Here is a 21,646-nt window from a genome sequence, read left to right as displayed (position 1 = left end):
CATAATTGCGTCCGGAATCGGCTTTGTGCCTGCACAAAGAACTCCATTCTGATTCCGTGACATCCGCCGGAGGCTTTAACTTCTTTCAGCGGATGGTTGGAGACTCGCTGGAAAGTGATTTAAAACCGCATTCATTACACCACCTATAGAGGTGGGAGACTTTCAGTTGAAAGAAGTTAAAAAAATACTATATAGAAAGGGTTGTTGACAAAATGGCAAACGAATTTAAAGTTTGCGATGAATGTCAGGCCGTTAACTTAAAAACGTTAATTCCAAAATTAAAGGAAATCGATCCTGATGCAACCATCGAAATTGGCTGTCATTCCTATTGTGGCCCAGGACGTAAAAAAACATTTACCTTTGTAAATAGCCGTCCTGTTGCTGCATTAACGGAAGAAGAACTAATGGAAAAGGTTTTAGCAAAGTTAAAGAAATAAGTAAAACAAAGCGCTATCTTCACTAGTCTAGTTGAAGATAGTTTTTGTTTTTTCTGCATCTATAGAGTCATCGGAGCGACGGATGAAAGATTCAGAGCGACGGAAAGACCTCGAGATGACGGACGCCCTCAGGAAAATGCCCTGTCTGAACGGAAATCAACCAGATGCAATGGTGATAGAACCTGGAAATTAGGTCAATAGAAACCTAAATTAAGACAAGAATACAGTGAGTTAGGTTGATAGTCTCTATAATTAAAAGGGAATATGTATGCTAGTCCTATATAAATCGCATATAATAGAACAAATAGGAAACGGGGGTGCTGTACAATTGACACATTATGCAAAAGCTAAATTACAAGAGGAAAAAGTATTCAAGGACCCAGTGCATCGCTATGTGCATGTACGGGATCAAGTGATTTGGGATCTAGTTGGTACGAAAGAATTTCAGCGATTACGTCGAATTCGTCAGCTAGGTACAACGTTTTTAGTATTCCACGGAGCGGAGCATAGCCGCTTTAGTCACTCACTTGGCGTTTACGAAATTGTACGCCGCATAGTAGATGATATATTTGCAGGTCGTCCTGAATGGGATGAAGATGAACGACTGCTTGTGCTTTGTGCAGCCCTATTACACGATTTAGGGCATGGGCCATTTTCACATGCTTTTGAAAATGTCTTTGAGCTTGATCATGAATTTTATACAAGACAAATTTTGCTCGGCGATACAGAAGTAAATGCAGTATTAAAAAAGGTATCGGCAGATTTCCCGGAGAAAGTATCACAGGTAATTGAAAAGACATATCCTAATAAGCAGGTCGTTAGCTTAATATCAAGTCAAATAGACGCTGATCGTATGGACTACCTACAGCGTGATGCTTATTTCACTGGCGTAAGCTATGGTCATTTTGATATGGAACGTATTTTAAGAGTGATGCGCCCACGGAAAAATCAGGTCGTTATTAAGGCGACGGGCATGCATGCGGTAGAGGATTATATAATGAGCCGCTATCAAATGTACTTACAAATTTATTTCCACCCAGTATCTCGCAGTGCAGAGGTTGTTTTAAATAATATTTTAAAACGTGCTAAGCAACTAAGCTTAACAGGCTACCAATTTAAGCACGAGCCTACACACTTTTTAGCATTTTTCCGCAATTCAATTACGCTTGAAGATTATCTTGCATTAGATGAAAGTATTCTTTTTACATATTTTCAGCTTTGGATGCAAGAGGAAGACGCTATTTTAAGTGACTTAAGCCGCCGTTTTGTTAATAGAAAGCTATTTCAGTACATCGATTTAGATCCAGGTGTAGAGCTAGATAAATATCAAAAACTACAAGAACTCTTTAAGCAAGCTGATTTAAATCCAGAATATTATCTTGTCCACGATACTACTGCAGATTTACCTTATGACTTTTATCGACCAGGAGAGGAAGAAGTGCGGGTTCCTATTTTCCTAGAAATGAAAAATGGAGAACTACGAGAGCTATCGCGTGAATCTATTATCGTAGATTCAATTTCTGGTCGCATGAAGCGAGATCATAAAGTATATTTCCCACTCGATTTCTTAGAGGACAACAGTACTCATCCAGATGTGAAGAAGCAGATATTAGCCTTGATTCAAGGACAGGGGAAAAATTAATAAAAAAATTTTTTTGTATGAAAATGTGTATATAAAATAAGATGGAATAAATAGTATTCCAACATACCTATAGTGAAAAACAGTGAAAGTACTCAATTTGAGTTATTTTCGCTGTTTTTTTGTCGTTGTATAAATATGAAAAAAGTGGAAATTATATAGATTCTTTCAGAAATTTATGAATAGAAAGTCCGTGATTGTTTAGAAAATGTTTAGTATTATCTCTTATAATGAGTCGAAAACCCTAATAAGGATGTGACCTATTGTTTTAGGTATCACAAAAGAACTATGAATATATTCGAATTGTACATAACATATACATAAGTCATCAAGAATACCTATTCGTGAGTACTTATTTGAATGTATTCATTTAGACGACAAGTGAATAGAAGGAAAGAGGGACCAACCTATGTTTGTGGCATACCTTTACAACATACAAAAAGGGTGCAAAGTCGTCAGCGAACAGCACAGGTAGTTCTCTGAACTTAGAAAAGGAGAGAAACATGAGGAAATTCAAAAAAATAAACATAGCAATAATCTTAATGCTACTCGTATTCCAAACAGTGCTTTCACCGATATCGGTGTTTGCGGATGAAGTAAGTCCTATGGAAGAATTAGGTGGAGTAACAGGTTTAGATGCAGGTACAGAACCAGTAACAGAACCCGAACAAGAACAAGAACAAGAACAAGAACCAGGTGCAAGTGGTAGTGGTGGCACTGAAGCTCAAAACACTACTGGAAATGGCATAGGGGAAGGTGACTTAGAGGGAGAAACCCATGTAACTAAGCCATCAGAAGATAACCCTCCTAAGGAAAACGAAGTTGTGGAAGGTGACGGGAATTTATCTGAATTACCTGAAGAGGATAATGGTACTACATTACAACCTGATATTGAAACAACACCAACAGAGCCAGTAAAAGAATTAACTGCATCCGATATAAATGTGACTAATGTTGTTATTAGTTCACAGGAAGAGGATTTACCTATAGTTGGAGAAGATTTTATCTTAAACACTACATTAGGCGACTTAAATAAAATGTATTCTCTTAAATTTGATTTTTCTTTACCGGAAAATCATACAGTAAATCCAGGTGACTTTTTCAAATTTAAAGTACCAACTGCGTTTAAATTAGAAACACAAACGGATGTACCGATTACATCTAAAGATGGTGAGACTTTTGCTAAGTACTCGATTGATAAATCTGGAGAAATAACGATAGAGTTTACAGAAGCAGTAAGAAATGAAGCTGGAGAAGGTCGTCCAGTAACAGAAGGGCATTTCTTTAAAGCATGGTCTTTAGCGGAATCAGTTAAATCAGGAGAATTAACTCAAGAATATCCTTTTAATATTAACGGAGATAAGAATTTTATTATTTCAATCGCTAACCCAGGTGGAGAGGCCATAAAAAAATACAAAGGCACTCATGAAAAAAATGCAGATACTGTAAAATGGTATGTTGATGTTAATACAAAAACAAAAGATATTACTGGTCAGATATTAACAGATACATTAGTAGCTGATATCGTTCCAGGTTCAATCAAGGTTTATGAACTAACGCCTAAACTAAGTAATGGTAAAATTAATTTTGTTGAATCCACTACTCCTACAGAGGAAGGATTTACACTAGAATCTAATAGCTTCCCAATTACATTTACGGGACCGGAAAATAAAAAGGCGTATCGTATTTATTACGATACAACTATTACTGATGAACAGAGAGAAGCATATTATAATGGAAAAACTACGATTGATAATAAAGCCTCCATTAATGATGAATCATCTGGAAATCAAGCAACATTAAGCTTTGATAAACCAATTACAAAAAGTGCCGGAGACTATGACAAATCGAATGGTTCAATTAAATGGGAAGTCAAAGTAAACGCAGATGGCCGAGATATTTCATCTGGTGTGACAATTGTTGATACATTGACATTGCCATCAGCAGTTGAGGCATCTAAAGACGGAAGTATTATGGAGTTTGATGAAAATTCTGTAACCATTTTACCTTCTCCAAAATCAAAAGAAATTATCGTTAAAGATAATAAATTGACAATAGAATTTATACCGAGTGAAGGAAATGAAAAGACGGAACATAAAATTACCTATACAACAAGCGATAAAGTTGTAGATAAATCGTACGAAGTAAAAAATGAGGCAAGTATTTCATATGGTGATAATGAATCTAAATATTCATCGAATTCAGTAACGAAAACAGTCTCTCAAAATATGTTCTCTAAAAATGGAGATACTATTGATTATAAAAACAAAAAAATATATTGGTCACTTACGTTTAATAATAGTAAGTATGATGCGATATCTGATGTAACGATAGAAGATACGTTTGAAAGTGGAAAATACTTAAAAATGTATGAAGACGAGTTTATAGCTGCAAATCCAGACACTATTTGTTCGGATTCTTTAACAACAGGTTGCTTTAAGTTAACATTAAAGGATCCTAAGACTGAGGAAGGAAGAACATATACTACAACAGGCTTTGAGCTAGAATTAAAAGGATCAGTGGATAAAGAAGTAACATTTAATTATCCAACTTATTTTGATCCAACACAAAAATATAGTGGGAATAATGTGAAAAATTCTGCAGTAGTACATTGGGAAAAAGATGGCATTAAATATGATAATACAACTGAATATACAACAGAGTTGAATGCTTATACTAAAAACAATGGTAAAAAATCAGGGATTTACAATCCGATAGATAAAACTGTGGAATGGACACTAGATATTAATTATAATAAGCACACTTTAATTAATCCTATTATTGTAGATAAGTTCGGTGATAAGCAATCAATCTCTGACTTAAAAGAAGTAAAAGTATATCTATTAACATTAAGTGATAAGAATGACAAACCAGAACCCGATGAAGAGTTTAAAAACTTCGATATCGAAGGTACAGGTAAAAATGACAAGGGTTTTACTGGTTTTAAACTGAAATTTAAAGAAACTATTGATCAACCATATCGTATTGTTTATACAACAGAATATAAAGAGCAGTTTATTGGTGAATTCTCAGATGCTAAAAACAACACTGCTAAAAACACTGCACATCTATTTGTTGAAGACAAAGAAGATTCAATTACAGACTACGAAGTAGATGGTCCAAAAGTTGACAATGCGGGGCAATACTTCACTAAAGATGGTCGAGATATTGCAAATACAGATTATTTAGAGTGGAAATTCGCTTTAAATAAGAGTCAATCTTATATCAAAAAAGATTCAACAATTAAAGATACGTTGAATGATGGACAAGTACTTGTAACTGACTTCACAGGATTAAAGTTAGACGGCATTACTCCTGAACGTGATACTTTTATGGTGAAACAAGTAGTATATGAACGAAACGGAAACAAATTCACTAAAAGTATGGAAGAACTAACGTCAGACCAAGTAGTACAATTATTTGACTTCAAAATCGCTGACGATAAAAAAATTTTTAAAGTAACATTAAAAAAAGACATTGATCACGAATATGAAATTTCATATGTTACAAACATTTCAGCTTCTTTAGATTCTGAGATATCTAATTCATACGAATATAACTTTATTGGAAACGAAGTAAAAACTGAAAAACAAACAATTTCGCAGTCAGTAACATATGAGTGGTCGGGGGCGTCTGGTGATCTTAAAAACTATAATATAAAACTAGTGAAACAAGATGCAGATGATGAAACAAAAAAATTAGCTAATGTTAGTTTTGATTTATATTTAGGGAAAGAGCCTAACTTGATTAAAATTAAGTCGGGTATTACTAATGATGATGGTGAACTTGATTTTGGGAATTTGAAATGGGGAACGTATACATTAAAAGAAACAGTAGCACAAGCAGGATACACAACCGATTTCCAAGTAGACTCAAATCCATATGGTCCACAATATACCTTTACAACAAAAGGTGAAAGCCCAACTATTTTACTAACTTTGAAAAATAAGAAGCGCACACCAACACCAGAACCAGAAAAACCAGTTGATCCAGAAAAGCCAGTTGATCCAGATCCAGAAAAACCGGTTGACCCAGGAAAACCAGTTGATCCAGATCCAGAAAAACCGGTTGACCCAGGAAAACCAGTTGATCCAGATCCAGAAAAACCAGTTGACCCAGGAAAACCAGTTGATCCAGATCCAGAAAAACCGGTTGACCCAGGAAAACCAGTTGATCCAGATCCAGAAAAACCGATTGACCCAGGAAAACCAGTTGATCCAGATCCAGAAAAACCGATTGACCCAGGAAAACCAGTTGATCCAGATCCAGAAAAACCGGTTGACCCAGGAAAACCAGTTGATCCAGATCCAGAAAAACCGGTTGACCCAGGAAAACCAGTTGATCCAGATCCAGAAAAACCAGTTGACCCAGGAAAACCAGTTAATCCTGAAAAACCAACAAATCCAGGTGATTCAGGTAACCAAACAGATTCAAAAAATCCAACGGACTCTGGAAAACCATCTGTACAAGAAGTCATTGACCAAGGGAAAGACTTAAAGCCATACAATCCTTCTGCAGTAAATAAAGACACTTTAGATGCATATAAGGATTTCCTCGATAAATACGATAAGTTATCTAAAGAGGAACAGGAAGAAGTAGCAAAATCTCTTGATATCGACAAAATCAAAGCAGATGCTAAAGAAATGGAAGCGCAGTTAAAGGCGCAAGGTAAACTGCCACAAACAAATGGAGCAAACCAAACGGCTCTTACACTAATTGGTGTAGCTCTTGTTCTATGTGCATTATTCTTATTACGTCGTCGTAATACAGAAGTAAAATAATTTTCAATATGAAAACCCCAAGATGATAAAATCTTGGGGCTTTTCGTATACATAAAAAATCTCTGATAGTTTTGTAGGTGCTTGGTCGAATGGGTATTGCTCGACAAAATCTGCTTGAACAGCAAGTCGTTTCGTACCTTTGTCAGCACATGTCACAAGGGTTAAGATAGTTTTGTCAGGAATATCATCAATAACATAAACATCCGTTGCAGCTATGATTTCCTTGGTGGTTATTTTGTACTCATAAATATTCGTTAAATCCGTTAAATAAATCGTATCTCCGATGCTGGCTTTGTATAAGGGGCCGAATAAAATATCTTTTTCCTCAAAGTAATGACCTGCCAATGCATAGTTTCCTTGTCCAAGTTTTTGATTAGGCTTCATAGTGCCTGCTCCAACGGCAAGAGAGGCATTCCCAACTCCTTTGACGATAGGAAGTTTCATACCAACACTAGGGACAGCGATACTACCGATGACTGGCATTTTATTTGCGGTTGTTTGGGCTTTTAAAACTTCTGCAATGGATAGAGATTGCACTGCTTCAAATTCAAAATCGGCATCCGCATTTTTGTTTTTTTCAATATCCTCTGCACTGTAATCAGTTGTATTTAGTTGTTTACTCAAGTGAGCGATGATTGCATTTTGAATGGGGTTAATAAAAATAAGTAAGAGGCCGACGATGAGCATACAAATGAGTAATGACAGTTTAAACTTATTCATTTTATAGATCACTTCCTAGTATTGAAATTACGAGTTGCCGGTATAAGGTTAAGTTCCGCTGTTAGAACTTGGGGAATCGCTGGTAAAGGTTCAAGTTCAGCCGCTAAAACCGAAAGTCGCCGATAAACAGTATGTTAAAAATGGGTAGAGCTTTATATAGCTCTACCCGTTCTAATCTTTATTTATCGCTGAAACGCACGCCAGCAACACCGTAATGGTTTTTAGACATTTCTTCTATGAAAACTGTTACGTTTTCTGGTGGGGCGTTAACTGTACGAGAAACGGCTTCTGTTACTTCTTTTACTAGTGCACGTTTTTGTTCTTCTGTACGACCTTCAAGCATTTTCACTGTTACGTATGGCATAATATTGCCTCCTTTATAGAATAATGTTGTATAGTTAGTTTATCTCCCTTCAGTAGAAGACTTCAACCTCTGAAGGTGGTAAGATGGATGCGGGCGTAATTCCTTTTCATTGGTATCCAAAAACCTACTGAAATAGGGGAGCTCAGTCTAAGAACGCCACGTCCTGTGGCAACGACTGAGTGACCAACATCTTGTTGGTCCAAAGCCTCCGGCGGATGTCACGGATTTTGAAAGGAATGAATAAAGGATGTTAGCTCTAAAACCTTCGCATCCTGGGAAAACGGCTAACTGACCTGCATCGTGCAGGCCTGGGCACAATTCAAAATCCGGACTCAATTACGCCAAGGCGAAATTGATAAGAAAGTATATACTTCTTTTTGCGCAATGCCGGTGTTGTTACGGTGCAATGTGCTTAACTATGCTTTACTTTTATAATAGCAGAATGGAGGTAGTTAGAGTATGGCAAATGAAGAAAAACCAAAACAAAAAATGGGCTTTACTATTATTAAAAATGATCCAACAGACGGACATAAGGGATTTGGTATCGGTTCGCTTTCGCTAGAAAACGTATCGCCAGTCATTATCGATATAGAAGAGGGTACGGCATCAGTTGAAATCGGTGCTATGCATGCTCGCAGTGATGTGGAACGAGGTATTAAATTTACGACAAATCGTGCTGATTCAGAAGGTGGGAAACCGTATTGGCTAGTGTGGGTGACAATAGACCATAAAGCGGATGGACCTTACTATGCTGGTGTAACTGCGTGTGAAATGGTAGTCAATCGAGAAAAACGTCGAGGCTATAAAATTTTAGCTGATCATGTGAATAGAATGGATAAATCTATGAAGCGTCATATTATTGTAGAACATATGGATGCGCGATCTAAAAAGGTGTTAGCTTCTTTCCTAGAAGAGCTTAATCCGGAATTGTGGGCCCGTAGTGAGGAGCAATTACGTCAAGATTTATTTGTTTAATAGACCTACAATGATTGAACAATCTGTGACATTTTGCAATCGCTTTCGATATAAGGTTGAAAGTGGGTTTGAAACAAAGTAAACTTGATGCAGGCTTACATTTTAGCAAGCTAGGACACTTGGTTCTGCGAATGTGATGAGCGCTATGCGGCATTTGAACAACCCAAACCCAAGCCAAATGCCCCATGATGCTCATCTACTTCGCGAACCATAAATAAGAAAAGCTTTCTGTTCCCACGGACAAGTTCCGGGGAAGAGAAAGCTTTTCTTTTTCGTATATGTCTGTTACTTTGTCGAGAGCTTTCGTTTATTGGAACGTTTGTAGCTAATAAAGGTTCCACATGATTCGTTAATTTTTGAAAATAGAGAACGGAAGCATGTTCCAGAAATTACCCCATGTATCTTTATCGAGAATATCGAAGTTTGAACATTTTTCAGTTGGTACATCTTTCTCATCCATATAGACGAGACGTTGTTTAGGACAGGCATCTGTTGCTAACTTACCTGTTTCAATATCGATGACCACACCTTTAACGTCTTTAGGCTTTGCAAAATCTTCATTCTTTGTACCTTTATTAACAGCCTCCATAAAGTCGATCCAAATTTGCTTTGTAGATGCAGTATCTTCTCTTTCCGTTAGATTTTTCCCTTGGTCATAGCCGTTCCACACGCCTGCAGTTAAGCTAGGTGTAAATCCGATTAACCACTGATCGCTATTTGTAGAGCCAGATTTGGCTGCATACGTATGCGTCATACGAGAGCGAATGCCAATCCCTGTAGCTGGAGAATAATCACTAAAGACTGGATCGAAAATTCCCGTCATCATTTCTGTTAAGATATACGTATGTTCTTTTGAGAGAACAGTCTCATCTTCTTTATCAACTTCTTTATTTTCATAGATGATATCGCCATTAGCATTTTTAATAGAAACAATAGTAGTAGGCGTTGTTTTTTTACCCTGCGATGCTAAAATATTATAAGCATTCGTCATTTCATATAATGTTGTTTCAGTCGTTCCAAGCGCGATGGATAAATTGTCCTTAGTACCGATATTCACGTTGAAGCGATTGGCCATATTATGAAATGCTTTAAATCCAATTTCCTCTAAAGTTTTCACAGCGTAAATATTATCTGAAATAGCGATAGCTTGAGCCATTGACATGTCATGGTTTGCGAATTTACCATTAACATTTTTTGGTGCATATGTGGCACGTCCATGATCATAAGTGAAAGTCGTCTCACCTACATTTAAATATGTTAAAGGTGTATAACCATTCTCTAAAGCTGCCGCATATAAAATAGGTTTAATGGTTGAACCTGGTTGACGTTTTGCCTGTGTAACTCGGTTAAATGAACTTGTAGCATAGTCACGACCACCAACTAATGCTGTGACGGCCCCTGTTTTGGATTTCATACTAACAAAAGCAGTTTGAAGATCATCATTAGGCATATGTTTGGCTACAGATTCTTCTGCTGCTTTTTGGTGTTCTAGATTTAAAGTTGTTTGGATAGTCCAGCCACCTTCACTAATGTCGAGATTTTTCGATTTCAAAATTTCACTAGCCTCTTGCCATGCTACGTCAAGGAAAAATGGTGCTACAGATTTTGCTGCTACCCAGCTATCATTCTTTAAGACAAGTTTTTCACTTTCTGCACGTGTTTTTTCATCTTGCGTAATAGCACCTTGATCGGCCATCAGTTTTAAAATAACGTGTTGGCGATTAGTTGCTTTATCTAGATTGACAATAGGAGAGTAAATACTTGGCCCTTTTGGAATTCCTGTTAACATTGCAGCTTCTGCTAATGTTAAATCTTTTGCTGATTTTCCGAAATAAAATCGACTAGCTGCTTCTACGCCGTACATCCCATGTCCGTAGTAAACAGTATTTAAGTAGCCTTCCAATATTTCATCCTTATTATAAAAAACTTCTAATCTATAAGCATACAGTGCTTCATTTAATTTTCGTGTCCACGATTTTTCATGTGAAAGATATAGATTTCGAGCATATTGTTGCGTAATTGTACTTGCTCCTTGAACCTTACCACCAGCCTTAAGGTCCACTAATAATGCACCAGCGATACGAGAAAAATCCAAACCGCTATGCTTATAAAAATCTTTATCCTCAACAGCGACTACTGCTTTTGCTAAATAGGGGGACATCTCATCACGCCCAACCCAATAACGTCGTTCATTCGTAAAGTGATCCCCAATTTGGTTCTCATTTTCATCTAAGAAAATAGAGGCTTTAGGTACGGTTAAAGGTGGGGCACCAGCCACTTGAACATAGACGCGTAAAGCTATAAATGCTACTACAATTGCAGATGTAAAGGCGATAAAAATGGTAAGTGCTTTACGCGTACGCTTTACACGCTTTTGTTTACGTTGATAGCTTTTTCTCTGCATCTGACTTCACCTCGTTTTCTCACACTTGCGTATAGTATGTGTCTGAACATTCATATTTAATCGAAATTATTGGTAAAAACTATTGCACTTTATTCAAAAACATCTATACTTTTTTTGTACTGTTTGAAATGCTAGCGTTCGACAAAAGAATGCCACCTTGTAGATTTTAATCGAATTTTGCTAGACGTTCCAATAATGTATACGAGGATACAAGGATAGAGGTTTCATTACAAACCTGTAAGTCCATAATAGAGTAATGGTAAAAGATTTATCATTGAAGGATTTGAATGACATTTTGCTAGAACATAACATATGTCATGTGCATAAGTTGATTGGAGTGATGAAGTTGGACGCTACCAGAAAAGCGCCCAGTCGGAACTGAAATCAACTATAGTGGTGAAAATAAATTTAGTAATTTCTAATCAAGTGGAGGTCGAGTAATGAGATTTGATGAAGCTTACTCAGGGAATGTTTTTATAAAAAGTCATCCTACATATGAGGATGCTCAGGCGGTCATTTATGGTATGCCAATGGACTGGACAGTTAGTTATCGTCCGGGCTCACGTTTTGGTCCGCAGCGTATACGTGAAGTATCTATTGGACTAGAAGAATATAGTCCATATTTAGACCGTGAGCTAGAAGAAGTTAAATATTTTGATGCGGGTGATATACCTTTACCATTCGGCAACGCTCAGCGCTCGCTAGATGAAATTGAAAAGTTTATCGTGAAGCTTTTAGCAGATGACAAGATTCCTGTAGGTATGGGTGGCGAGCATTTAGTATCGTGGCCTGTTATGAAAGCTGTTTCAGCAAAATATGATGACCTAGCAATTATCCACTTCGATGCACATACAGACTTACGTGTAGAGTATGAAGGGGAGCCACTTTCTCACTCAACACCTATTCGCAAAATTGCAGAACATATCGGACCGAAAAATGTCTATTCATTTGGTATTCGTTCGGGTATGAAGGAAGAATTCGAATGGGCGAAGGAAAATGGCATGCACATTTCAAAATTTGAAGTGCTAGAACCATTAAAAGAAGTATTACCGTCTTTAGCGGGACGTAATGTTTACGTTACGATTGATATAGATGTACTTGACCCAGCGCATGCACCAGGTACAGGAACAGTAGATTGCGGAGGCATTACATCAAAAGAATTACTAGCGTCAATTCATGCGATTGCAGCAAGTAACGTCAATGTAGTGGGCTTTGACCTAGTTGAAGTAGCACCAATCTACGACTCATCAGAAATGACAGCGAATACCGCGAGTAAATTGCTAAGAGAAATGATTTTAGGTTGGGTAAAATAAAGCAAGAAAACACTAGATATTGTACTCTGCGACGAAAGTGAAACGGCAGTCGCAAATACAGCTTCAAAACTATTAAGAGAAATGATTTTGGGTTGGATCAAATAAGTAGAGTCTTCGAAATGAAGCGATTGGAATGGGGTTAGCGATAAGCTAGCCCCATTTTCCTTATCATTTAAAAAAAGAAGACGCCATCCTAAATACATCGGATAGCGCCTTGATATTTCGAAATAATTCTATTAAGGGTTCGTAGACCAAAGTCCAGCATGTTTTAATACAACACGTGGATGAAGTTTTAACTGTGCAACCATTAAATCTGCTAAATCTTCTGCTTGCATCACTTTCTCCGGATTACCGTCTGTTAAGTTTAGCTCAACCGCCATATCTGTGGCAACTGTACTTGGCGTTAAAGTTGTAACGCGAATATTTTTCTTACGGACTTCAAGCATTAATGATTCACTTAATCCGATAACTGCAGCTTTTGAAGCCGAGTATGCACTTGTAATCGGTGCACCTTTTTGACCAGCTGTCGATGAGATATTAATGATATCGCCTGTATTGCGCTCTATCATCTCTGGTAATACAGCGCGTGTTGTGTAGTACACACCTTTTACGTTAACATCGATAATATTTGTCCATTCCTCAGGCGTTAAGTCCATGAAGTTACCGAATTTTGAAATGCCAGCATTGTTTACTAAAATATCGATGGCGCCAAGCTTGCCACGAATAGATTCAACGGCTGTGCTAATAGAGTCTAAATCTGCCACATTTGCCACAGCGATTGCTACCTTCACATCATACTGCTTAAGTTCCTCTGCTACTTGTTGTAAATTTTCAAGAGTACGTCCAACAAGGCCTACGTGAATACCTTCTTGTGCAAAAGCTACTGCTGTTGCGCGGCCAATTCCACGCCCTGCTCCTGTGATTAACGCCACTTTTCCTGCGATTGTTTGCATGTTTTTCGCTCCTTTAGATAAGATGTTTTATTTAGACGAAAAAATAGATTAAGATTTATCTTTAAGACTATCCTCATTTTACTACGGTTTTTTACATTGTGAAGAGTGCACTTTTTGGTGCGGAGGTTACTAAAAGTTACTTATATGAAAAGGGAGCTAGCTCTATGCCAGATAAATTAAGAGAAGAGATAAAAGAGAGAATATTAAATAACGATTATCATTGCGAAAAAGAACTTACCTTATCAATCATTAGTGGGAAATGGAAAGTAGTTATTTTGTGGCATTTAGGTGTAGAAGGGACGCATCGTTTCAGTGAGCTTCAAAGACTTTTTCCAAAAAATATCACATAAGATATTAACAAATCAATTACGTGAACTGATGGAAGATGGAATTGTTCATCGAGAAGTGTTTCCAGAAGTTCCTCCAAAAGTCGAGTATTCCATGACAGAACTAGGGATGACGTTATTACCAATTGTTGAGATGATGTATGATTGGGGCAAAAAAAGAATTGATCAAATTAAGCAAGAAAGCAATAACGAGGTTATTTAGGATGATTTAAATTGTCATTACTATTTTTAACTTTAATGCCCTTAATACAGTCGAACTTTCCATAATCTGTAACGTCCTTTTGTGAAAGGGGTGAACTAATGGGAGTTTGGTATTTCTTAATCTTATTTGTAGGACTGTTTTTGATATTTAAAGGACTATTTACGAAAAAGCAATCTTTGTTAATAAAGAAGATTGGCATTGTATTTGTAGGAGTATTATGTATTTCATTCTCAATATTTATGTTTTCACCAGGAAGTGCAGAAATTATTTCGAATTTGTTAAATTTGGAATGAGGGAAATTTAAGTAATATAATTTATTTTATAATGTGGGGCTAAAAGTGGGGAAGCCGTAATGAGCTCCACTTTTAGCCCCGCTTGCTTTTAAAGTTTAACTAACATAATCATTCTAAGGATAACTTTGTTTATCACAATTGCTATCGGGGGAAAAAAAGGCTCATTTACAAAGTGAGCTTTTTTTATTTCTTTGGAATTTTTTTGAATACCGTATTGACATTAATAGGAAAACATTGTTACATTATAGGTAACAAACGTTACCTATTTAAAGGAGGCAAAATTTTTTGGCACCAAAAGAACGGTTTACAGAGGAAATTTTATTGGATTGTGCTTTTGAAATGGTTAGGAAGAGCGGCATTGATAGTGTGAATGCAAGAGATCTAGCAAAAGAGTTAGGCTGTTCGACAAAGCCTATATTTCGATTATTCTCGAGTATGGACGATTTGAAGTATGCAATATATGAAAGGGCTGAAAATCTTTACAACGAAAGAATGTTTCAGGGCTTGCAAGAAAGTTCTTTTTTAGGAATGGGATTAGCTTATATTAACTTTGCTCGCGAAGAAAAAAAGTTATTTGAGCTGTTATTCCTATCCAATAAATATAAGATCTCGAGCTTTTCGGAATTAGTAAATGATGTAGAAAACCAAGGAATTATAACTCTAATTTCTAAATTAACAGGTTTAACACAAGCCTCTGCAAAATCTCTATTTATAGAGATATGGTTAACAACACATGGTATTGCGACAATGTGTGCGACGAATACTTGCGATTTAGATAGCTCGGAAATTGAGGGTATTTTAAAAGACGTTTTTGAAGGCGTTAAACTAAAATTATTGAATGGAGAAAATAAATGAGAATAAAAAATTCGCCTATTCTTTTATCGATATTATTTACTTTACTTGCACTTGTTTTTCCTTTCATAGCTGGTGCAATTATAACTGTCAATAATATAAGTAGCTTAAGTTCTATAGATTTAATTCGATTTATTGCCTTTGCAGTTGGTGCACTAGTTACTCTTTGGATCATGAAAAAAAGTAAATTCTCTTTCCAAGATTTCGGATTTAGAAAGTTTAAAGTAGAGGCATGGATGGCTGTTATCGTTATTTCTGAGTTGATTGCATTCTTTAGTGGTATTACAGATCGAGATGGTTTTTCTGCGCAATATGTATTTATTTTGCTTCTATTTGTTATTGCCGTTGGTTTTTATGAAGAGTTTATTTTCCGGGGCCTAATTTTCAAATATTTATCAGCAAAAGGGCTTAAAACGGCTATTATAGGTTCCTCTATTTTGTTTGGGATTGGACATCTTGAAAATTTATTTGCCGGTCAAGATTTCTTATTGACATTACTACAAGTAGCTTTTGCATTCCTCTTTGGGTTAGTTTGTGCAGAAATTGTTGCAAAGACAAAAAGTATTATTTTCCCGATTGTCTGGCACGCTTCGCATGATTTTATTGCTTTCTTGACTGATCAAAGTGAGCCTACGGTTCTTGCTACTTCTCTTTATATCTTTCATGTTCTAGTGTTAATTGGTCTCGCAATTTATTTCTGGAGAGCTTTATTTCCTAAAAAGGCTGTTATGAATTTAAAAAATCCTGAGAGTTACGTTTAAACTCGACAAGCAAAGAAAGCATCTACTCGTTAAATTTGAGTGGATGCTTTTTTGCTAGTACCTTAATGAGCTTATTGTTGTAATGCAACATTGCCTCCTGAAATAAGGAAGCACACTTTTTCGTTTTTACGAATAGGCAAAGCTCCTTGCAGGGCAGCTCCAAGCCCGATAGAAGAGGAAGGTTCTGCTATAATTTTACCCTCCGAGAGTAAGGTTTTCATCCCCTGTTGAATCAATACTTCATCTACACTTACAACCTCATCGACAAGCTGTTGAACAATTGGAAAATTCCTTTCTCCAGGCTGTAAAGTTAGTAGAGCATCAGCCAAAGATTTTTGTTCCGCTAAAAGCAATCTTTCGCCAGCTTTTAAGCTTTTGCTATAACGCGAAATGACAGCAGGCTCCACACCAATTATTTTGATATGAGGGGCCATAGATTTTACAGCAGTTGCAACGCCACTAATTAATCCACCACCGCCAATAGGAACAACAATAATATCGACATCAGGGAGCTGTGCTAATATTTCCAAACCTACTGTTCCTTGTCCGGCCATAATATCGTAATCATCATAAGGGTGTATGTTGCAATAGCCATGATCACGACTGAGCTTTTCTGTTAGTACATGTCTTTCTGCCAGCTTACATTGTACAACCTCTGCACCTAAGGCACGAATTCCATCAACCTTAATGGTAGGAGCTGAATCTGGAAGAACAATTGTCGCTTTACTATTTAATAACTTGGCAGCATAGGCAACACCTTTGCCATGATTACCTGAGGATGAAGCGACTACGCCTTTTTGTAATTGTTCTAACGACATGGAAAGCATTTTATTGAGAGCCCCTCGAAGCTTAAAGGAGTTTGTTTTTTGAATATTCTCGGCTTTTATATAGACGTGACATCCTAAAAGTTGATCGAGCCCATTTAAACGAATAATTGGTGTTTCAAATATATAAGATGAAATTCTTTGTTTAGCAGCATGAATTTGTTCAAGTGTTAACATATAGCAGCCCTCATTTCGATAAAATGATCGAATATTCAAACTTATTGATATAACTGTAATTTTATAGACTATTTATGTCAATCATTAAATAATGAGCGAATTACTGCCACATCGGATAGAATACTCACTTCTACCTTGAAAAAATATGAGGATTCATCCTATAATAAAAAGGTTATAGTAAAAACAATAAAAGGGAGCGTCCATAATGGCGAACGAAGCAAGATCGCAGGTGAACATTAAGCTCATTTCTACGATTCGCCCGATTGATGGTGATTCTGAAAGTTATGAAATGTGGCTGACAGGGCAGCTACTTGAAAAAGCAGGAAGCATGTATTTGAAATATGAAGAGGTGCAGGAGGATAAAACCATCCGCACAACTATGAAGCTAGGCAATGAACAGGCATTAATTATGCGTACAGGAGCAGTGAAAATGCGACTACCACTTAACATAATTGAGCAGCAAATAGGTCATTATGAAAGTGAATTCGGTTCAATGCCACTCGTCATCCACACGAAAAAAATGACGTATACACAACAGGCAGTAAGCGGAGATTTCCATGTACAGTACGATTTACTAATGGGTGGGCAATCCGTTGGCAATTATAAATTAGATATTACATTTACGGAGGTACAATGATGAACGCAGTAGAACAAGTACAACAAGCCATTAAAGCAGCAATTGCGCAGGCTGTTGAAAAAGCTGGCTTAGTCGAGGCTGGCACAGAATTAAATATTCACCTTGAAACACCGAAGGATAAAGCAAATGGAGACTATGCAACAAATATTGCTATGCAATTAACGAAATTAGCAAAAAAACCACCTCGTGCGATTGCAGAAGCCATTTTAGAAAATCTTGAAACAGCAGGTACAGATATTGAGAAAATCGATATTGCTGGCCCGGGCTTCATGAATATTACTGTGCGTAAAGATTTCCTAACAGGTGTAGTAAAAGCAGTGCTTGAGCAAGGTGTTGACTATGGTCGTTCTAATGCTGGTGCGGCTGAAAAAGTTCAAGTGGAATTCGTATCTGCAAATCCAACAGGTGATCTTCATTTAGGTCACGCACGTGGAGCTTCTGTAGGAGATTCATTATGTAACGTATTAGATATGGCAGGTTACGATGTATCTCGTGAGTACTACATTAACGATGCGGGTAACCAAATTAATAACTTAGCTTATTCTCTTGAAGCGCGTTATAAACAAGCTTTAGGAATGGATGCTGAAATGCCAGAGGACGGCTACCACGGTCAAGATATTATTGAAATCGCTGGTAAACTAGCAGGCGAGCATGGCGATGCAATTTTAGCAAAATCTGATGAAGAACGTTTTGCATTCTTCCGTCAACATGGTTTAGCGTTAGAATTAGACAAGTTAAAAACAGACCTTGCAAACTTCCGTGTAAACTTTAATGTGTGGTATTCGGAAACTTCACTATACGAAAACGGTAAAATCGAAGTAGCGTTAGATAAACTGAAAGCTAATGGTCATGTATTTGAAGAAGAGGGTGCTACTTGGTTCCGTTCAACAACATTTGGTGACGATAAAGATCGCGTGTTAATTAAAAATGATGGCTCTTTCACATATCTAACTCCAGATATCGCATACCATGAGGATAAAATTGTACGTGGCTTCGATAAATTAATTAATATTTGGGGTGCTGACCACCACGGTTATATCCCACGTATGAAGGCGGCTATTCAAGCGCTTGGCTACGACCGTGATACGCTTGAAGTAGAAATCATCCAAATGGTTCAGCTTTATAAAAATGGTGAGAAATTCAAAATGTCTAAACGTACAGGGAACGCTGTTACAATGCGTGAGCTTGTAGAAGAGGTTGGATTAGATGCAGTTCGTTACTTCTTCGTGAAAACTGCGGGCGATTCTCATATGGACTTTGACCTTGACCTTGCCGTATCTCAATCAAATGAAAACCCAGTGTATTATGCACAATATGCGCATGCACGTATTTCTTCAATTTTACGCTCAGCAAATGAGCAAGGCTTTGCTGCAACAACAGATCATTTAACTCTGTTAACTGCAGAAAAAGAAATTGATTTACTGAAAAAAGTGGGTGACTTCCCGAAAGTGGTAGCAGATGCTGCGAAGCACCGTACACCACACCGTATAGCCAACTATATTCAAGAAACAGCGGCTGCGTTCCACAGCTTCTATAACGCTGAAAAAGTGTTAGACGCTTCAAATAAAGAGCTAACAGAGGCTCGCTTAGCGCTTATTACTGCTGTGCGTACAACAATTGCCAACGCATTGCGCTTAATCGGCGTATCTGCACCTGAAAAAATGTAATAATAGTCCTTCTAGCCCCCGGCACAACAACGTGCCGGGGGTTTTTTGTGTTGAGATGGACTTGATCTTGTGGTTAGCGGCGTTCCTTGCTTGGTTAGCGGCGGAAATTCGGGTTTTGGCGGCGTTCCTCCTGTGGTTAGCGGCGCAACTCACACTTTTAGCGGCGAATTCCAACATAAGCTGGATAATATAAAGGACTTGATGGATAGAACAGTCAAACCGACGGAAAGCCCCGCCAGAGTGACGGAAAAAACAGACGAAGTGACGGATAGACCAGCCAAATTGATGAACAGTACCCCGAAATATCCGAATTCATCTCCTTAAATCGATGATTTTCTTAATAATTCAGAAATCTTGTTGAAGTTTACGTTAGCGTCAATGGTATACTGATGGAAAACGGAAAGGGGAGATGATGTTGAAGACGATTCAAGAAGTGGCTAAGCAGTTTAATGTTTCAACACGGACAATTCGTTATTATGAGGAGCTTGGGCTGCTTAATCCTAATCGATCATCAACTAATCAGCGAACCTTTTCAAAAAAAGAATTAGCGAAGCTTAAGCTTATTTTCCGAGGGAAGCGTTACGGGTTTTCACTTGAGGAGATTAAGGAGATGGTGTTGCTGTTTGATTTTGATCGCACGGGCATTCAGCAGTTGGAGCGTACGGTCGAATATGGGGAGCAAAAAATTCAAGAGATTGATAGCAAAATAGCAGAGCTTGCACAAATGAAGCGTGAATTACTGCAATTACAAGGCATATTTACAGAAAAATTAGCGATTTTAAAGGGAGAGATGGACGATGAATAGTTCGAATTTGTTAGCACGTAATGCGCGAAAGTACCCTATGAGTGAAGCTGTTGTTTGTGAGGATAGACGAGTGACTTATCGTGATTTAGATGAGCAAGTGACACGTCTTAGTCATGCTTTAGTAGAGCAGGGTGTGCGGCTAGGCGATAAAGTAATTATTTTTATGCCAAATGTTGTAGAGTTTGTTGTTAGCTATTTTGCTATTCAGCGTATTGGAGCTATTGTCGTTCCAGTAAATGTGAAATTTACGCTGCAAGAGGTCGAATATGTAGCACAGCATGCTGATGCTAAGGCTATTCTAGTGCATGAGGCAATTTTTGAAGCTGTTGAAAACATTACGGTTGTTCCTTTAAAAATCAAAACAGGTCAAGAGAAAGTTGGTTGGCTAAACTATGAAACACTTATTCAACATGCGAGCATTCAAACAATTGATTGCCAGTTGAATGAAGATGATGTTTCAACGATTTTATATACGTCGGGTACAACGGGAAAACCAAAGGGAGTATTGTTTAGCTATCGCAATATTTTAACTGTAGCGCAAATGATTGCAGTAGAAATGGAAGTAAAGCCAGAAAGTCGGATTCTTCTTATGATGCCGTTGACGCATTCAGCCCCATTACATTTATTTTTAATGGCAGGAGTACTTGTAGGCTCAACAAATGTGCTAACGCCAATATTTACACCTGATTTATTGATAGATTCAATCGAGCAGGAGCGGACAACGCATTTCTTCGGCGCACCTGTCGCGTATTTGTTAACCGCTCAAATGCCAAGGTTGCAAACAGCTGATTTATCACCGATGAAATGGTGGTCTTATGGCGGAGCGCCACTATCACAAAACGAAGTCCGCCATTTACAAATAGCTTTCAGAACAGAAAACTTAACTTGTGTTTATGGTCTAACAGAGGCTGGTCCAAACGGTTCAATATTATTTGGTGAAGAACATGCAACGAAGGCAGGGAGCGTTGGTAGGCGTGCACCACTTGGGGCGGAGCTGCGTATTATCAACGACAATGGAGAAGATGTCAGTGTTGGTGAAGTGGGGGAAATTGTGATATTCGGTGAGGGTAATATGCTGGGCTATTACAAGGATGATATTGCAACAAAGGCTGCATTTATAGATGGCTGGCTGAAAACAGGTGACTTAGCTCGATTAGATGAGGACGGCTATATTTGGATTGTGGATCGTAAAAAGGATGTTATATTTTCAGGTGGTGTGAATATTTATCCGAAAGAAATTGAAGATAGTATGTTGAGCTATAAGGGGATATTTGAAGTGGCTGTAATCGGTGTGCCACATCCGGAGTGGGGAGAAACGGTAAAGGCCGTTTATGCCACTAAATCGGGAATTGACGAGGACGAACTTAAAGCTTATTTGGGGGAGCATCTTGCTAAATATAAAATTCCACGCATCTTCGAATGTGTGGAAGCGTTACCACGAAATGCATCGGGCAAAATACTAAAACAATCCTTGCGGGGACAAGAGGTGAGATAG

General features: G+C 37.6%; 17 protein-coding genes and 1 pseudogene. 13 read left to right on the top strand and 5 right to left on the bottom strand.

The window, feature by feature from the left end; translation table 11 throughout:
• Positions 1–212: 212 nt before the first annotated feature.
• From ACFVT8_RS19600 to ACFVT8_RS19590, 3 genes are all read left to right on the top strand, one after another.
• Positions 213–437: a YuzB family protein gene (locus ACFVT8_RS19600; protein WP_049667962.1), complete on the top strand. Its 225-nt coding sequence runs from the start codon at positions 213–215 to the stop codon at positions 435–437.
• Positions 438–705: 268 nt separating this feature from the next.
• Complete coding sequence (locus ACFVT8_RS19595) at positions 706–2,079, top strand: HD domain-containing protein (RefSeq protein ID WP_387083974.1); 1,374 nt, start codon at positions 706–708, stop codon at positions 2,077–2,079.
• Positions 2,080–2,579: 500 nt separating this feature from the next.
• Positions 2,580–6,857, top strand: coding sequence for a collagen binding domain-containing protein (locus ACFVT8_RS19590; protein WP_387224313.1), 4,278 nt, complete (start codon positions 2,580–2,582; stop codon positions 6,855–6,857).
• 3 nt (positions 6,858–6,860) lie between these two features.
• Here ACFVT8_RS19590 and ACFVT8_RS19585 read toward each other — a convergent pair whose 3' ends face one another.
• Entirely contained in the window at positions 6,861–7,577 is a 717-nt protein-coding gene (locus ACFVT8_RS19585) for a class A sortase (RefSeq protein ID WP_387083968.1), read from the bottom strand.
• 178 nt (positions 7,578–7,755) lie between these two features.
• Positions 7,756–7,941: a 2-hydroxymuconate tautomerase gene (locus ACFVT8_RS19580; protein ID WP_053484500.1), complete on the bottom strand. Its 186-nt coding sequence runs from the start codon at positions 7,939–7,941 to the stop codon at positions 7,756–7,758.
• Positions 7,942–8,400: 459 nt separating this feature from the next.
• Between ACFVT8_RS19580 and ACFVT8_RS19575 the strand changes: the two genes are divergently transcribed.
• Complete coding sequence (locus ACFVT8_RS19575; protein ID WP_387083965.1) at positions 8,401–8,916, top strand: YwhD family protein; 516 nt, start codon at positions 8,401–8,403, stop codon at positions 8,914–8,916.
• 349 nt (positions 8,917–9,265) lie between these two features.
• Here the strand turns inward: ACFVT8_RS19575 and ACFVT8_RS19570 are convergent, their stop codons facing one another.
• Positions 9,266–11,320: a transglycosylase domain-containing protein gene (locus ACFVT8_RS19570; RefSeq protein ID WP_387083963.1), complete on the bottom strand. Its 2,055-nt coding sequence runs from the start codon at positions 11,318–11,320 to the stop codon at positions 9,266–9,268.
• A gap of 440 nt (positions 11,321–11,760) precedes the next feature.
• On the opposite strand from ACFVT8_RS19570, the gene speB reads away from it, so the two are divergent.
• Positions 11,761–12,633, top strand: a complete 873-nt coding sequence (speB, locus tag ACFVT8_RS19565) for an agmatinase (protein ID WP_387083961.1) — start codon at positions 11,761–11,763, stop codon at positions 12,631–12,633.
• A 236-nt stretch (positions 12,634–12,869) separates the two neighbouring features.
• Here the strand turns inward: speB and ACFVT8_RS19560 are convergent, their stop codons facing one another.
• On the bottom strand, positions 12,870–13,586 hold the full coding sequence (locus ACFVT8_RS19560) for a 3-ketoacyl-ACP reductase (RefSeq protein WP_387083959.1): 717 nt from the start codon (positions 13,584–13,586) through the stop codon (positions 12,870–12,872).
• 164 nt (positions 13,587–13,750) lie between these two features.
• Here ACFVT8_RS19560 and ACFVT8_RS19555 point away from each other — a divergent pair.
• From ACFVT8_RS19555 to ACFVT8_RS19540, 4 genes and pseudogenes are all read left to right on the top strand, one after another.
• Positions 13,751–14,135, top strand: a pseudogene (locus ACFVT8_RS19555) (winged helix-turn-helix transcriptional regulator).
• 98 nt (positions 14,136–14,233) lie between these two features.
• Positions 14,234–14,428, top strand: coding sequence for a hypothetical protein (locus ACFVT8_RS19550; protein ID WP_387083957.1), 195 nt, complete (start codon positions 14,234–14,236; stop codon positions 14,426–14,428).
• A 285-nt stretch (positions 14,429–14,713) separates the two neighbouring features.
• Positions 14,714–15,283 carry a TetR/AcrR family transcriptional regulator gene (locus ACFVT8_RS19545; RefSeq protein WP_387083955.1) on the top strand — a complete coding sequence of 190 codons (570 nt, stop codon included), beginning with the start codon at positions 14,714–14,716 and terminating at the stop codon, positions 15,281–15,283.
• Complete coding sequence (locus tag ACFVT8_RS19540) at positions 15,280–16,041, top strand: CPBP family intramembrane glutamic endopeptidase (protein WP_387083953.1); 762 nt, start codon at positions 15,280–15,282, stop codon at positions 16,039–16,041. The genes ACFVT8_RS19545 and ACFVT8_RS19540 overlap by 4 nt, the downstream gene beginning before the upstream one ends.
• A gap of 71 nt (positions 16,042–16,112) precedes the next feature.
• Here ACFVT8_RS19540 and ACFVT8_RS19535 read toward each other — a convergent pair whose 3' ends face one another.
• Complete coding sequence (locus ACFVT8_RS19535; protein WP_387083951.1) at positions 16,113–17,042, bottom strand: threonine ammonia-lyase; 930 nt, start codon at positions 17,040–17,042, stop codon at positions 16,113–16,115.
• Positions 17,043–17,247: 205 nt separating this feature from the next.
• On the opposite strand from ACFVT8_RS19535, the gene ACFVT8_RS19530 reads away from it, so the two are divergent.
• The 4 genes from ACFVT8_RS19530 to ACFVT8_RS19515 all read left to right on the top strand — a co-directional run bounded on the left by ACFVT8_RS19530 (position 17,248) and on the right by ACFVT8_RS19515 (position 21,646).
• Positions 17,248–17,679, top strand: a complete 432-nt coding sequence (locus ACFVT8_RS19530; protein WP_387083949.1) for a YwiB family protein — start codon at positions 17,248–17,250, stop codon at positions 17,677–17,679.
• On the top strand, positions 17,679–19,346 hold the full coding sequence (gene argS / locus ACFVT8_RS19525) for an arginine--tRNA ligase (RefSeq protein WP_387084181.1): 1,668 nt from the start codon (positions 17,679–17,681) through the stop codon (positions 19,344–19,346). Before ACFVT8_RS19530 ends, argS begins: the two co-directional genes overlap by 1 nt.
• A gap of 415 nt (positions 19,347–19,761) precedes the next feature.
• Positions 19,762–20,151, top strand: a complete 390-nt coding sequence (locus ACFVT8_RS19520; RefSeq protein WP_387083947.1) for a MerR family transcriptional regulator — start codon at positions 19,762–19,764, stop codon at positions 20,149–20,151.
• On the top strand, positions 20,144–21,646 hold the full coding sequence (locus ACFVT8_RS19515; protein WP_387083945.1) for a class I adenylate-forming enzyme family protein: 1,503 nt from the start codon (positions 20,144–20,146) through the stop codon (positions 21,644–21,646). The genes ACFVT8_RS19520 and ACFVT8_RS19515 overlap by 8 nt, the downstream gene beginning before the upstream one ends.

It is taken from the genome of Lysinibacillus sp. NPDC058147, assembly GCF_042884205.1.
Classification (GTDB): Bacteria; Bacillota; Bacilli; order Bacillales_A; family Planococcaceae; genus Lysinibacillus.
This window is presented reverse-complemented; position numbering and strand designations above follow the sequence as displayed.